Genomic DNA, 14,311 nt, shown 5'->3' on the forward strand with positions numbered 1-14,311 from the left:
TCAGCATGTCGGTGAGCATGTCCCCGAGCCGGGGCCGCAAAGCGTCCTTCTTCAGAAAGAGGCCAACGATGCCACACATGGTCTTCTCCGTTCAGCTTCGGCTTCAGCCGTCACGGATTGACTATCAGGCAATTTATTTTCTTCACAATCTATTTTGCACCTCAGGAAGAAGAATTTCCTCCGGTGCAAGCCGTGCCGGGTTTTTGGGCACGTCCCCCCGCACCCCGCCCCGCACAAGCCAAAATTCCGGGCAGATCCCCCGCCCGGACCCCACCCTCACGCCACCTGCGGATAGGTGATGATCGACAGATACCGCGCCGGAAGCGCGATCAGCTCCTCGGGCCCATGCGGCGCATCCGAATCGAAGAGCAGCGTGTCGCCCGGCTCGAGGCGATAGACCTGTTCGCCATGGCGGTAGTCGACCACGCCCTCGAGCATGTAGAGCATCTCGATCCCCTCGTGCTGGAAGGTCTGGAAGCGGTCGCTCTCGGTCGTCAGCACGATCAGATAGGGTTCGACCACCACGCCCGAATTGTTCGAGCCGATATGGCCGAGCAGGTGATACTGATGCCCCGCACGGGTGCCGGCGCGCTCGATCTCGACCCCCTCGCCCGCCTTCACATGCATGCAGCCGCGCGGCTCCTCATAGCCCGAAAAGAGCTGCACCAGCGGCACCCGCAGCGCATGGGCGAGCGACTGGATCGTGGTCAGCGAGGGCGAGATCACCCCGTTCTCGATCTTCGAGAGCATGCCGACCGACAGCCCGGTCTGCGCGGCCAGATCGGAACCCGTCATCCGCTGCCGCTTGCGCAGCTCGCGCACCTGACGGCCGATCGCCACCTCGAGGTTCTTCTCGCGCGTCTCGCGCACCGCGTGCGGGTTCTGCGACAGCCGCTCTTCGGTTGCAGCGCTCTTTCCGGCCATGCCCAAATTCCTTCCGCAATCCCCGTGTGCCCCGGGCCGGGGCCCGCGACCAATTTCCCTTGCTTTGTCGCGGTTTCGCGGCCCGCTGTCCATGCCCGGCCGGCGCGAAACCGCAAAAGAGCGCCTCAGCCTGCCCCCTCGCCGCAGCCGACGCCGCGCACGATCGCGGCGATGCCCGCCAGCTGATCGGCAAGCGGGCTGGAGCGGCGCCAGACCATGCCGATGGTGCGCCGCGGCCGCGGCTCGGGCAGGCGCGCGATCGAAACCTCGGCCGAGCGGGTCTCGACCGGCACCGCCATCTCGGGGATCAGCGTCACCCCGATCCCCGCCCCCACCATCTGCACCAGCGTGGCAAGCGAGCTGCCTTCCATCAGCGCGCGCGGCGCCGAAGGCGGAATCTTGCAAAAGGACAGCGCCTGATCGCGGAAGCAATGCCCCTCTTCCAGCAGCAAAAGCCGCATCTCGCGCAGTTTCTCGGCGCTTGGTACCGGCTTGCCGGCATCGGCGGGCGGGCGGACGAGGACGAATTCCTCGTCGAACAGCGCCACCTCGTCGAGCGCGGGCTCGGAAACCGGCAGCGCGACGATCGCCGCATCGAGCCGCGCCGCGAGCAGATCGGCAATCAGCTTGCCAGTCACCGCCTCGCGCGGGCGCGGATCGAGGCCCGGGTGGGTCTCGGCCAGGGCATGGATGATGCGCGGCAGCAGATAGGGCGCGACGGTCGGGATCACGCCCAGCCGGAAGCGGCCGGCCAGACTGCCGCGCGCCGCGCGGGCAAGGTCGCCCAGCTCGTCGACCGCGCGCAGGATCTCGCGCGCGCGGGCGGCGAAATCCTCGCCAAGGGCGGTGAGCCGGATCTGCCGCGCCGCGCGCTCGACCAGCGGCGCACCGACGATCTGCTCGAGCTCGCGGATCTGCATCGAGAGCGCCGGCTGGGTGATCGCGCAATCCTCGGCCGCGCGGCCGAAATGGCCCAGCCGCGCCAGCGCCTCGAAATAGCGCAGGTGTTTCATCGTCAGTGGATTCATCAGGTGAACTTATCAATGACGTAAGGAAATGCAATTATCCTTTATCTCACACCTCCGCTAGCCTGCATCCATCGGGGAACCGGACGCAGCGCCGGCCCCTTTCAGATCACGACCCAAGCCTTGGAGGAGACAATGGACGGCAACGAGATGAAGACCGCCGGCAAATGCCCGGTGATGCACGGCGCGATCACCAGCGAGGGCCGCTCGGTGATGGAATGGTGGCCGAATGCCCTCAAGCTCGAGATCCTGCACCAGCACGACAGCAAGACGAACCCGCTGGCGGGCTTCGACTATCGCGAGGCGGTGAAGGGCCTCGACGTCGCGGCACTGAAGCGCGATCTGGCGGCGCTGATGACCGACAGCCAGGACTGGTGGCCGGCCGACTGGGGCCATTACGGCGGGCTGATGATCCGCATGGCCTGGCACGCGGCGGGCAGCTATCGCGCCGCGGACGGGCGCGGCGGCGGCGGCACCGGCAACCAGCGCTTCGCCCCGCTCAACTCCTGGCCCGACAACGTCTCGCTCGACAAGGCGCGCCGGCTGCTCTGGCCGATCAAGCGCAAATACGGCAATGCCGTCAGCTGGGCCGACCTGATCCTGCTGGCCGGCACCGTCGCCTATGAGACGATGGGGCTGAAGACCTTCGGCTTCGGCTTTGGCCGCGCCGACATCTGGGCGCCCGAGATCGACACCTATTGGGGCGCCGAGAAGGAATGGCTGGCGCCCTCGGACGAGCGTTACAGCGACGTCGACAAGCCCGAGACCATGGAGAACCCGCTCGCCGCGGTGCAGATGGGGCTGATCTACGTCAACCCCGAGGGGGTGAACGGCAAGCCCGACCCGCTGAAGACCGCGGCCCAGGTGCGCGAGACCTTCGCCCGCATGGGGATGAACGACGAGGAGACGGCGGCGCTGACCGCGGGCGGGCATACCGTGGGCAAGACCCATGGCAACGGCTCGGCCGCCGCCCTTGGCCCCGATCCCGAAAGCGCCGGCCCCGAGATGCAGGGCCTCGGCTGGGCGAACCCGAACCAGCACGGCAAGGCGGCGAATGCGGTGACCTCGGGGCTCGAGGGCGCCTGGACGACGCATCCCACGGTCTTCGACATGGGGTTCTTCGACATGCTCTTCGGCCATGAGTGGGAGCTGAGCAAATCGCCCGCCGGCGCCTGGCAATGGGAGCCCGTCGCGATCGCGGAAGAGGACAAGCCGCTCGACGCCTCCGACCCCGGCAAGCGCCACAACCCGATGATGACCGACGCCGACATGGCGATGAAGCTCGACCCGGTCTATCGCGCGATCTGTGAGAGGTTCATCGCCGATCCGGCCTATTTCAACGACACCTTCGCGCGCGCCTGGTTCAAGCTGACGCATCGCGACATGGGGCCGAAGGCGCGCTACATCGGGCCCGAGGTGCCGGCCGAGGATCTGATCTGGCAAGACCCGGTGCCGCAGGGCCCGACGGGCTATGACGTGGCGGCGCTGAAGGCGAGGATTGCGGCCTCGGGGCTGAGCACGGCCGAGCTCGTGGCCACCGCCTGGGACAGCGCCCGCACCTTCCGCCAGTCCGACTATCGCGGCGGCGCGAATGGCGCGCGGATCCGGCTCGCGCCGCAGAAGGACTGGGAGGGCAACGAGCCCGCGCGTCTGGCGAAGGTGCTGGCGGTGCTCGAACCGCTGGCCGCGGAAGCCGGTGCAAGCCTGGCCGACACCATCGTCCTTGCCGGCAATGTCGGCGTCGAGACGGCGGCCGCCGCCGCCGGCGTGGCGCTCGATCTGCCGTTCTCGCCCGGCCGGGGCGATGCGACCGGGGCGATGACCGACGCCGAGAGCTTCGCCCCGCTCGAACCGATCCACGACGGCTTCCGCAACTGGCTGAAGAAGGACTATGTCGTCGCCCCCGAGGAGCTGCTGCTCGACCGCGCCCAGCTGATGGGGCTGAGCGCGCCCGAGATGGTGGTGCTGCTCGGCGGGCTGCGGGTCATCGGCGCGAACCACGGCGGATCGGCGCAGGGGGTGCTCACCGACCGGGTCGGCGCGCTGACGCCCGACTTCTTCGTCAACCTGACCGACATGGCGAACACTTGGGTAAAGGCGGGCGAGCATTACGAGATCCGCGACCGCAAGAGCGGCGCGGTGAAATGGACGGCGACGCGGCTCGACCTCGTCTTCGGCTCGAACGCGATCCTGCGCGCCTATGCCGAGCTTTACGCCCAGGACGACAATGCCGGAAAGGTGGTGCATGACTTCGCCGCCGCCTGGACCAAGGTGATGGAGGCCGACCGCTTCGACCTCGCCCGGTGAGAGACACGGACAGGCGCCGCAACCGCGGCGCCCGTCCCCTTGCGCGCCCCTGCCCCCACGCGCCCGAGTCGGCCCGCACCGGCCGCGCGCATCGCCGCACCACCACCCCATCTGCCCGAAATCAATGCAGATCAGGCGCCCGTCCGCTCGCTCCCCCGCAGCGGCACACTTCGCGACCGCTCGCACCCCCTGACGCCCGGGCGCGAAAGCCACAATGACCGCGCCGTGATCGCCGCCCGCACGCTTTCATCTGCACAAGATCGCCGCCCGGAAATATGGTGCGCGCGACGCATCTCAACGCAGATCACAACCATGAACAGACGAACTTTCCTGCAGGGCGCAACCTTCCTCACCGGCGCCCTGATCCTGCCCTCGGCCGCGGCCCTCGCCGCCCCCGACGCGCAGCCCTTCTCCTATGATGCACTGATCGCCCGGGCGCAGAAGATGGCCGGCGGCGCCTATGTGCCGCCGCTGATGCCCGACCCGGCGGTGGTGCAGCAGATCAACTACGCCCGCCACGGCGAGCTGGTCTTCCGCACGCAGAGGGCGCTCTTCTCCGGCCAGCCCGATACCGGCAAGGAACAGGGCTATCCGCTCGAGTTCTTCCCGCTCGGCATGTATGCGCCGAAGCGGGTGCAGATGTTCCTCGTCGAGGCCGGCATGGCGAGCGAGATCCGCTACAGCCCGGATCTCTTCGACATGCCGGCCGACAACCCGGCGCGGCAGCTGCCCTCGGATGCGGGCTTCGCGGGCTTCCGGCTGCAGGAATGGTATCAGACCGAGGACTGGGTGCGGCAGGACTGGGTCGCCTTCCAGGGCGCCTCCTACTTCCGCGCGATCGGGGCCGATGGCCAATACGGGCTTTCCGCCCGCGGCATCGTGCTGAATGCCGCCTCGGCGCTGCCCGAGGAATTCCCCGATTTCCGCGAGTTCTACATCGCGCAGGAACCGGGCTCGACGCCCGACACCCCGGTCACCGTCTGCGCGCTGCTCGACGGGCCGAGCGTCACCGGCGCCTACCGCTTCCGCATGACCCGCGGGCTGGACCGCTCGAAGGGCGTGGTGATGGAGATCGAGGCCAAGGTCTTCCTGCGTGCCGATGTCGAGCGGCTCGGCCTCGTGCCGCTGACCTCGATGTTCTGGTTCGGCGAATACGGCAAGGGCCGGATGCAGGACTGGCGCCCCGAGGTGCACGATTCGGACGGGCTCGCGATGTGGACCGGCGCCGGCGAGCGGATCTGGCGGCCGCTGAACAACCCCGACGAGACCCGGATCTCGGCCTTCGCCGACGAGAACCCGCGCGGCTTCGGCCTGCTGCAGCGCGACCGCACTTTCGACCACTTCCTCGACGGCGTTTTCTACGACCGCCGCCCGAGCCTGTGGGTGGAGCCGATCAAGCCGCTCGGCAAGGGCGCGATCGAGCTGATGGAGATCCCGACCGACGACGAGATCAACGACAACATCGGCGCCTTCTGGGTGCCCGAGGGGCCGGCGCTGAAGGGGGCGAGCTATGACCTGCACTATCGGCTCTACTGGCTGAGCGACGAGCCCTTCCCGGCGACCAACATCGCGCGCACCATTGCCACCCGGATCGGCCGCGGCGGCCAGCCCGGCCATGAGCGGCCGGCGAACGTGCACCATTTCGCGGTCGAGTTCGACCGGCCCTCGGTGATGACGCAGATCCCCTATGGCGTTTTCCCGAAGGTGGTGGCGAGCGCGAGCGCCGGCGCCATCAGCCGCGCTTTCGCCGAGCCGGTGCCGAACGGCAACGTCTGGCGCGGCAACTTCGATCTCGAGGTGTCGCCGGGCACGGTGGTCGACCTGCGGATGTATCTCGAGCTCGACGGCAAGCCGCTGACCGAGACCTGGCTTTATCAGTTCGAGGCGAACTGACGACAGGCGGCCGCCGGCGCGACTATGTCTGGCGGCCGCGACCGGCCTCGGATGGGGACTGGTGGGTGATGAGGGACTCGAACCCCCGACATCCTCGGTGTAAACGAGGCGCTCTACCAACTGAGCTAATCACCCGGCTGCGCCGTTCTTAGAACGACGGCGCGGCGGCATGCAAGCCCTGCCCCGTGATCGGCGCCCGGCGTCAAACCTTCTGGAAACGCCCGCCCGAAAAACCAAACCCCCGGGGGCTTGCGCCCCCGGGGGTTTAGAATGGTGCGGTTGAAAAGACTCGAACTTTCACGGGAGTTACCCCACAGCGACCTCAACGCTGCGCGTCTACCAATTCCGCCACAACCGCACGTTCTGGCTTGGTGGAGAGGCATTTAGCGGAGCCCGCCGGGAATGAAAAGCGGAAAATTTCGCTTCCCCGCATTTCTTTGCGAAAAAAACGCGACGGTCTGCGCGCCACCCCGCAAACCCCCAATGTTCCTTGGAAAATTCCGTTTCAGGGCGACATGAGGGCAGCCCGCGGGCCACCGCGCCGCGCCGGGGCCTGCCCCGCCGCCGTGCCCGTGCCCGTGCCCGTGCCTGCACCGCGAATCCGTCCCGCCTCGCGCGGATCATTCCCGGGCCCCGCCCGCGTGCCGGTGCCGCCGGTGAATCCCCTTGAGACAAGGGGCGTCTTCCCCTACCTCGGGGACAGCCGCAGGAGGTGCCGATGCCCGAATGGATCCAGTCCGACCGTCTCGTCCCCTATGAGGAGGCGCTCGCCTTCATGGAGGACCGCGTGGCCAAGATCGCCCGCGGCGAGGCGGACGAGGCGATCTGGCTGCTCGAGCATCCGCCGCTCTACACCGCCGGCACCTCGGCCCGGCGCGAGGATCTGGTCGAGCCGGACCGTTTCCCGGTCCATGCGGCCGGGCGCGGCGGGCAATACACCTATCACGGCCCCGGCCAGCGGGTGGTCTATGTCATGCTCGACCTGAACCGGCGCGGCCGTGACGTGCGCTGCTTCGTGCGCGATCTCGAACGCTGGGTGATCGCGGCGCTGGCCGAGTTCAACGTGACCGGCGAGATCCGCCCGGGCCGGGTCGGGGTCTGGGTCAGCCGCCCCGACCGGCCGCGCGGGCCCGATGGCGCCATGGCCGAGGACAAGATCGCCGCGATCGGGGTGAAGCTGCGCCGCTGGGTCAGCTTCCACGGCATCTCGATCAACGTCGAGCCGGATCTGAGCCATTTTTCGGGAATCGTGCCCTGCGGGATTCGCGATCACGGCGTGACCTCGCTCGTCGACCTCGGCCTGCCGGTGGCAATGGCCGATCTCGACGCCGCGCTGCACAAGACTTTCGTCGCAATTTTCGACACCCCGCGGGTTTCATGCGAAGAATTGAATAACGCGACCATTTGACCCGTGGTATTGAGGGGGACCGGCTGCCTAAGAGCAGCCAGCCCGGCCGGACCCCGGGCCGAGACAAGAACCAAGGAACCCGCGATGAAGCTCAGCCTCTACGTCACTCTCGCCGCCGTCGCCTTCGCCGCCCCGTCCTTCGCGGACGATGTCGAAGCCGGTGCCAAGCTCTTCACCAAGTGCAAGGCCTGCCACTCGATCGTTGCCGATGACGGCACCGCGATCGTCAAGGGCGGCAAGGTCGGCCCGAACCTTTACGGCGTTGTGGGCCGCCCGGCCGCGAGCTATCCCGACTTCAACTACGGCGACGGCATCAAGGGCGCCGCGGCCGCCGGCCTTGTCTGGGACGAGGCGCTGATCGCCGAATATGTCGTCGATCCGACCAAGTTCATCGACAGCCACGGCGGCACCGGCGCCTCGAAGATGACCTTCAAGCTGCCGAAGGGCGGCGAGCAGGTCGCAGCCTACCTGGCCTCGGTCAAGAAGTAAGATCGGGATCTTCCCGACGGGGCCCGGGCGGCGCGATCCGCCCGGGCCTTTGCCTGCGCGCCCCCTGCCCCCCGCGCAGCTGCGACATTTTTTCGCATCCCCTCTCTCGAAATCGTTGCCCGGCGCGAAATTGCACCCTAGGCTCCCCTCATGCGGCACAAACGGGAGGGGAGACCCGGCCGCAGCACAGGGAGGAAATACATGGCGGACGCAGCCCTTCACGGCGGTGCGCATGACAGCCGCGGCTTCTTCACGCGCTGGTTCATGTCCACCAATCACAAGGACATCGGGGTTCTCTACCTGATCACCGCAGCCTTTGTCGGGCTGATCTCGGTCGGCTTCACGGTCTACATGCGGCTCGAGCTGATGAACCCCGGCGTGCAATACATGTGCGAGGAAGGGGCGCGGCTGATCGCCGACCCGAGCCAGCCCTGCACGCCGAACGGCCATCTGTGGAACGTGATGATCACCTATCACGGCGTGCTGATGATGTTCTTCGTGGTGATTCCGGCGCTCTTCGGCGGCTTCGGCAACTACTTCATGCCGCTGCACATCGGCGCGCCGGACATGGCCTTCCCGCGGCTGAACAACCTCAGCTACTGGCTTTATGTCGCGGGCGTCGCGCTCGGCATCGCCTCGTTCTTCGCCCCGGGCGGCGGCGGGCAGACCGGCGCGGGGGTGGGCTGGGTGCTCTATCCGCCGCTGTCGACCTCGGAAGGCGGCTATTCGATGGATCTGGCGATCTTTGCCGTCCATGTCTCGGGGGCAAGCTCGATCCTCGGCGCGATCAACATCATCACCACCTTCCTCAACATGCGCGCGCCGGGCATGACGCTGCACAAGGTGCCGCTTTTCGCCTGGTCGGTCTTCGTCACCGCCTGGCTGATCCTGCTCAGCCTGCCGGTGCTTGCCGGTGCCATCACCATGCTGCTGATGGACCGCAACTTCGGCACCACCTTCTTCAACCCCGCGGGCGGCGGTGACCCGATCCTTTACCAGCACATCCTGTGGTTCTTCGGCCACCCCGAGGTCTACATCATCATCCTGCCGGGCTTCGGCATCATCAGCCACGTCATCGCCACCTTCGCGCGCAAGCCGATCTTCGGCTATCTGCCGATGGTCTATGCGATGGTGGCGATCGGGGTCCTGGGCTTCGTCGTCTGGGCGCACCACATGTACACCGTCGGCCTCAGCCTGACGCAGCAGAGCTATTTCATGCTGGCGACCATGGTGATCGCGGTGCCCACGGGCGTAAAGGTGTTCAGCTGGATCGCCACGATGTGGGGCGGCTCGATCGAGTTCAAGACGCCGATGCTCTGGGCCTTCGGCTTCCTGTTCCTGTTCACCATCGGCGGCGTGACCGGCGTGGTGCTGAGCCAGGCGCCGCTCGACCGGGTCTATCACGACACCTACTATGTCGTGGCGCATTTCCACTATGTGATGAGCCTCGGCGCGGTCTTCGCGATCTTCGCCGGCATCTATTTCTGGATCGGCAAGATGTCGGGGCGGCAATACCCCGAATGGGCGGGCAAGCTGCATTTCTGGATGATGTTCATCGGCTCGAACCTGATCTTCTTCCCGCAGCACTTCCTTGGCCGGCAGGGCATGCCGCGGCGCTACATCGACTACCCCGAGGCCTTCGCCACCTGGAACAAGGTCTCCTCGATCGGCGCCTTCATCAGCTTCGCCTCGTTCCTGCTGTTCTTCGGGATCATGGCCTGGACGCTGCTCGCCGGACGGCGCGTGGCGAAGGCGAATTACTGGAACGAATACGCCGACACGCTCGAATGGACGCTGCCGAGCCCGCCGCCCGAGCACACCTTCGAGCAACTGCCGAAGCGCGAGGACTGGGACCACGTCCACAGACACTGAGGCTTTGACACGGAAAAGAGAAAGGCACCGGCAGCCCCGGGGCCTTTTGCCATCTGGCGGGAAAAACATGTCGGAGAGCGGACATTCGCGCCGCTTCGGCGGAACGATGACCCGGACGGGCACCATTTTCGCAGCTGATCGTTCCGCATCGCGCCGGTGCGCCGAACCCGGTTCCGGCGCCCCGGCCCGGCCGCGTGCCGTGGTCCTTATTTGCCGCGCATGGTGGACTTGGTCCCTGCCCCGCCCCAGATTCCAGTGCAGGAACGAAAGGACCGCGATGTTTGCGATGATTCCCCATGACTGGATCGCCGGCCTTGCCGGCGGGCTGATGATCGGTGCCTCGGCGGCACTGCTGCTGCTTGGCAACGGCCGCATCCTCGGCGCAAGCGGCATCCTCGGCACGCTGCTGGCGGGCGAGGATCCGGCGCGCGAGCGGCTTGCCTTCGTCGCGGCGCTGATCGCGGCGCCGGCGCTTGCCGCCCTCGCCTTCGGCGCGCCGGCTTTCGGTCAGTCGCGCGACCTGCCGCTCGTGGTGCTGGCGGGGCTGCTGGTCGGCATCGGCACGCGGATGGCGAACGGCTGCACCTCGGGTCATGGCGTCGTCGGCATGGCGCGCTTCGCGCCGCGCTCGATCGTCGCCACCCTCGTCTATCTGGGCGCCGGTTTCGTCACCCTGTTCCTTGTCCGCCATCTGCTCGGAGCGATCTGATGCGTCTCGTGATTTCCGCCCTTTCGGGCGCCCTCTTCGGCCTTGGGCTGCTGGTCTCGGGGATGACCGATCCGGCGAAGGTGCAGGGCTTTCTCGACCTCGCCGGCGCCTGGGACCCGACGCTGATCTTCGTGCTTGGCGGCGCGGTGCTGCCGATGGTGCTTGCCTGGCGCATCGCCGCGCGCGCCCGCCGCTCGCTTTCAGGTGCGGCCTTCCCGCCGGCCCCGGCCCCGCGCATCGACGCGCGCCTCGTCGCGGGCTCGGTCCTCTTCGGCGCGGGCTGGGCGCTGGCGGGCTTCTGCCCCGGCCCGGCGCTTGCCTCGCTCGGCTGGAGCGGGGTCACCGGCCTCTCCTTCACCCTCGCGATGGCCGGCGGCATGATCGTGCACGCCCGCCTCGCCGCCCGGCGCAGCCTGCAACCGGCCTGATCCTCCCCCGGGGGCCTTGCAGGCTTGCCGCATCGCGCCCTCCCGCCTAGGCTGGAGGGCGCGATCGTATGAGGCACCCAATGCCCTACCGCTGGTCAGGTTCCGCGCCCGAGGTCAGGCTCTTGCTCTGGCCCCATCGCTCGCTGCCGCCCGCGGGCTTCGTCACCTTCATCTCGATCACCGCCGCATTGCTCAGCCTGCCGCTGCTCGCCGCGCTCGGCTCGCCGGTGCTCTGGGGCCTGCTGCCCTTCATCGGCGCCACGCTCTGGGCGCTCTGGGTCGCGCTTGGCCGGTCGTGGCGGGCCGGCGAAATCGTCGAGCGGCTGGAGCTGAGCCCCGACCGCATCACCCTCACGCGGCTTGCGCGCGATGCGGCGCCGCGCGAATGGCAGGCGAACCCGTGGTGGGTGCACCCCCGCCTGCACCCGAGCGGCGGGCCGGTCGCCGATTACCTGACCCTTGCCGGCGGCCCGCGCGAGGTCGAGCTCGGCGCCTTCCTCACCCCCGCCGAGCGCCGCACGCTCCATGCCGAGCTGAGCGCCCGGCTCGACGCGCTACGCGCCGCCGCGGGGCCCGGCGCAACCATGGATTGATGATATTCCGTGCAGATCGCCCGCCCTTGCGGCACCCTAGGGGTATACCCCGATACCCCGGCAGATCATGATCCAATAGGACAAAACATCGCACCACGCATTTCAGGGACAGGACAGGGAGGTCCAGCCATGCACGCCCGTCGCCAGACGCTTGCCGGCCTGACGCTGCTGCTCGCCGCGAGCACAGCCCAGGCCGGAGACGACATCACCACCTTGATCACCGAGGGCACCGACACCGTTCCGGCCTGCGCCACCTGCCACGGCGAGACCGGGCTCGGCAGTGCCGACGTCGGCGCGCCGATGATCGCCGGCATGGACGCGGGCTTTCTCGCCGGCGCGCTGCGCGGCTTTGCCGCCGGCACCCGGCGCGGCGACACGATGTCGGGCATCGCCCCCGAGCTGAGCGAAGCGCAGATCGACGCGCTTGCCGCGCATTTCGCCGCGCTTTCGCCCGAAAAGCAGGACTGGCCGCTGCCCGAGACCGACACGCCCGCCGATGTCGCCCGCGGCGAGGCGATCTTCCGCAATGGCGCCTGGGATGCGGGCGTGCCCGCCTGCGCGAGCTGCCACGGCCAGAACGGCGAGGGCCAGAACGCCACCTTCCCGCGCATCGCCGGGCAGGAACCCGCCTATGTGATGACCCGGCTCGAGCAGCTGGCCGAGGACCCGCAGCCCTCGGATGACAGCACCGTGGCGCTGATGGCCTCGGTCGCGCGCAAGCTCACGCCCGAGGACCGCGCCGCGCTCGCGGCCTTCGTCGCCACGCTCGACCCGAGTGCGGGCCATGTCACCGGCTACACCGCGGCGAACCTCGCCTGGGACGTGCCGAAGATGAAGGCCTCGCCGCTCGCCGACGCCATCGACTGGACCGCCGCGCAGACCGCCTATGAGAAGCAGCAAAAGCGGATCAACAACCCGAAGGTCTATACCCACACCCCGCCCTCGGTCGACAAGATCCCCGAAGGGCCCGAGGGCGAGATGATCCGCTTCGGCCGCGACATCTTCATCAACACCCAGCAGCTGCGCGGCACCTATGTCGGCAACGACCTCGCCTGCACCAACTGCCACCTGAACGCCGGCGCCAAGGCCGATGCCGCACCGATCTGGGCGACCACCGTCGACTTCCCGCAGTATCGTTCGAAGAACCTGCATGTGAACACGCTCTACGAGCGTCTTGCCGGCTGCTTCACCTATTCGATGAACGGCACCGCGCCGGCGCCGAACAGCAAGGTGATGGTCGCGCTCGAGACCTACATGAAGTGGCTCGCGACCGGCATCCCCTCGGACGCGATCGTCGAGCCGCGCGGCTATATCTATCTGCCGGTGCCCGAGCAGAAACCCGATTACGCCCGCGGCGAGGCCGTCTACGAGGCGCGCTGCGCCGCCTGCCACGGCAGCGACGGCGCCGGGGTGAAGAACGGCGATCACGTCGCCTTCCCGCCGCTGTGGGGCGAAAACTCGTTCAACTGGGGCGCGGGGATGCACGACCTTGAAAAGGCCGCGGGCTTCATCAAGCACAACATGCCGCTCGGCAATGCCGATCTCAGCGATACCGACGCCTGGGACGTGGCGCTCTACATCGACAGCCACCAGCGGCCGCAGGACCCGCGCTGGCTCGGCTCGGTCGCGGACACGCGCCGCTTCTTCCAGCGCGGCTCGAACACCTACGGGCTGACGACGCCGGCGGGCAAGATGGGCGACATTGGCGCGCCGCTGCCGAAGCCCGCAGGGCTGAGCGCGGCGGAAAGCGTCTCGCCGAAGCTGACCGACGTCGCGCGCGCGCAGATCGCGGCCGAGGGCGCGGCGAACTGAGCGCCGGCACCGCGAAAACGACGAAGGGGGCGGCCTGACCGCCCCCTTTTTTCATGCGCCCCGGGGGCTCAGTCCGCCCCGACCTCGATCGGCGGCGGCAGCACCCAGGGGCCGCGCGCCGGCGCCACGCCGACCCGCAGCGGGCAGCCGTAGACGCGCGACAGCAGCTCGTCGCGCAGCACCGCCTCGGGCGGGCCCGCCGCCTCGATCCGCCCCGCCGCCATCAGCACGATCCGGTCGGCAACGCGGGCCGCAAGGTTCAGATCATGCAGCACCGCGACGACACCGCCGCCGCCCCGCGCAAAGCGGCGCAGGATCGCCATCACCTCGAGCTGATGGCCGATGTCGAGGCTGGCCACCGGCTCGTCGAGCAAGAGCCAGCGCGGCCCGGCATGGCCCGAGGGGTGCCAGACCTGCGCCCGCACCCGCGCCAGATGCGCCCGCGCCTGCTGCCCGCCCGACAGCTCCTGAATCGGCCGGTGGGCAAGGGCGGAAAGCCCGACCTCGGCCAGCGCCGCGGCGACGATCTCCTCGCCCGCCTCGATCCCCGCTTGCAGGCCAAGGCGCACCACCTCGGCCACGGTGAAGGGGAAGGCGACGGTGCTCGCCTGCTCCATCACGCCGCGCAGCGCGGCAAGCCGCCAGGGCGCAGTCTGCGCCACCTCGTGGCCGGCAAGGCGCACCGAGCCGGCATAGGCAATCTCGCCCGAGACCGCGCGCAGAAGCGTCGACTTGCCCGAGCCGTTCGGGCCGAGGATCACCGTCACCTCGCCCGGCGCGGCATTCAGGTCGATGCCTGCCAGCACCTCGGCCCGGCCAAGGCGCACGTTGAGATCGGCGATGCGCAGCAT

The 14,311-nt window shown here is 68.4% G+C and carries 12 protein-coding genes and 2 tRNA genes; 9 read left to right on the forward strand and 5 right to left on the reverse strand.

The annotated features are described in order from the left end of the window. Nucleotides 1-276 precede the first annotated feature (276 nt). Entirely contained in the window at nt 277-924 is a 648-nt protein-coding gene (locus EOW66_RS18440; RefSeq protein ID WP_113901087.1) for a helix-turn-helix domain-containing protein, read from the reverse strand. A 125-nt stretch (nt 925-1,049) separates the two neighbouring features. Further along, on the reverse strand, nt 1,050-1,952 hold the full coding sequence (locus EOW66_RS18445; RefSeq protein ID WP_128157800.1) for a hydrogen peroxide-inducible genes activator: 903 nt from the start codon (nt 1,950-1,952) through the stop codon (nt 1,050-1,052). Between the two features lie 132 nt (nt 1,953-2,084). Here EOW66_RS18445 and katG point away from each other — a divergent pair, with 132 nt between their 5' ends. Further along, nucleotides 2,085-4,256, forward strand: coding sequence for a catalase/peroxidase HPI (gene katG / locus EOW66_RS18450; RefSeq protein ID WP_128157801.1), 2,172 nt, complete (start codon nt 2,085-2,087; stop codon nt 4,254-4,256). A 312-nt stretch (nt 4,257-4,568) separates the two neighbouring features. Beyond that, entirely contained in the window at nt 4,569-6,149 is a 1,581-nt protein-coding gene (locus EOW66_RS18455) for a glucan biosynthesis protein (protein ID WP_128157802.1), read from the forward strand. A gap of 59 nt (nt 6,150-6,208) precedes the next feature. Here EOW66_RS18455 and EOW66_RS18460 read toward each other — a convergent pair. Further along, nucleotides 6,209-6,284 (reverse strand) — tRNA-Val (locus tag EOW66_RS18460). Between the two features lie 136 nt (nt 6,285-6,420). Next, nucleotides 6,421-6,507: transfer RNA gene (locus EOW66_RS18465), tRNA-Leu, on the reverse strand. Nucleotides 6,508-6,867: 360 nt separating this feature from the next. Here EOW66_RS18465 and lipB point away from each other — a divergent pair. From lipB to EOW66_RS18500, 7 genes are all read left to right on the forward strand, one after another. Next, nucleotides 6,868-7,557 carry a lipoyl(octanoyl) transferase LipB gene (gene lipB / locus EOW66_RS18470; RefSeq protein WP_128157803.1) on the forward strand — a complete coding sequence of 230 codons (690 nt, stop codon included), beginning with the start codon at nt 6,868-6,870 and terminating at the stop codon, nt 7,555-7,557. Nucleotides 7,558-7,641: 84 nt separating this feature from the next. Continuing rightward, complete coding sequence (locus EOW66_RS18475) at nt 7,642-8,046, forward strand: c-type cytochrome (protein ID WP_128157804.1); 405 nt, start codon at nt 7,642-7,644, stop codon at nt 8,044-8,046. 201 nt (nt 8,047-8,247) lie between these two features. Beyond that, nucleotides 8,248-9,918, forward strand: a complete 1,671-nt coding sequence (gene ctaD / locus EOW66_RS18480; RefSeq protein WP_128157805.1) for a cytochrome c oxidase subunit I — start codon at nt 8,248-8,250, stop codon at nt 9,916-9,918. Nucleotides 9,919-10,195: 277 nt separating this feature from the next. Beyond that, complete coding sequence (locus tag EOW66_RS18485) at nt 10,196-10,627, forward strand: YeeE/YedE family protein (protein ID WP_338054889.1); 432 nt, start codon at nt 10,196-10,198, stop codon at nt 10,625-10,627. Then, a complete protein-coding gene (locus EOW66_RS18490; RefSeq protein WP_113901112.1) occupies nt 10,627-11,055 on the forward strand; it encodes a DUF6691 family protein in 429 nt (142 codons plus the stop codon). Before EOW66_RS18485 ends, EOW66_RS18490 begins: the two co-directional genes overlap by 1 nt. Nucleotides 11,056-11,135: 80 nt before the next feature. Beyond that, nucleotides 11,136-11,648, forward strand: coding sequence for a DUF2244 domain-containing protein (locus EOW66_RS18495; protein WP_128157806.1), 513 nt, complete (start codon nt 11,136-11,138; stop codon nt 11,646-11,648). Nucleotides 11,649-11,777: 129 nt separating this feature from the next. Further along, on the forward strand, nt 11,778-13,460 hold the full coding sequence (locus tag EOW66_RS18500) for a c-type cytochrome (protein ID WP_128157807.1): 1,683 nt from the start codon (nt 11,778-11,780) through the stop codon (nt 13,458-13,460). Between the two features lie 68 nt (nt 13,461-13,528). Here EOW66_RS18500 and EOW66_RS18505 read toward each other — a convergent pair whose 3' ends face one another. Continuing rightward, a complete protein-coding gene (locus EOW66_RS18505; protein ID WP_128157808.1) occupies nt 13,529-14,311 on the reverse strand; it encodes a heme ABC transporter ATP-binding protein in 783 nt (260 codons plus the stop codon).

It is taken from the genome of Paenirhodobacter huangdaonensis (genome assembly GCF_004022465.1).
In the GTDB taxonomy this organism is placed as follows: Bacteria; Pseudomonadota; Alphaproteobacteria; order Rhodobacterales; family Rhodobacteraceae; genus Rhodobacter; species Rhodobacter huangdaonensis.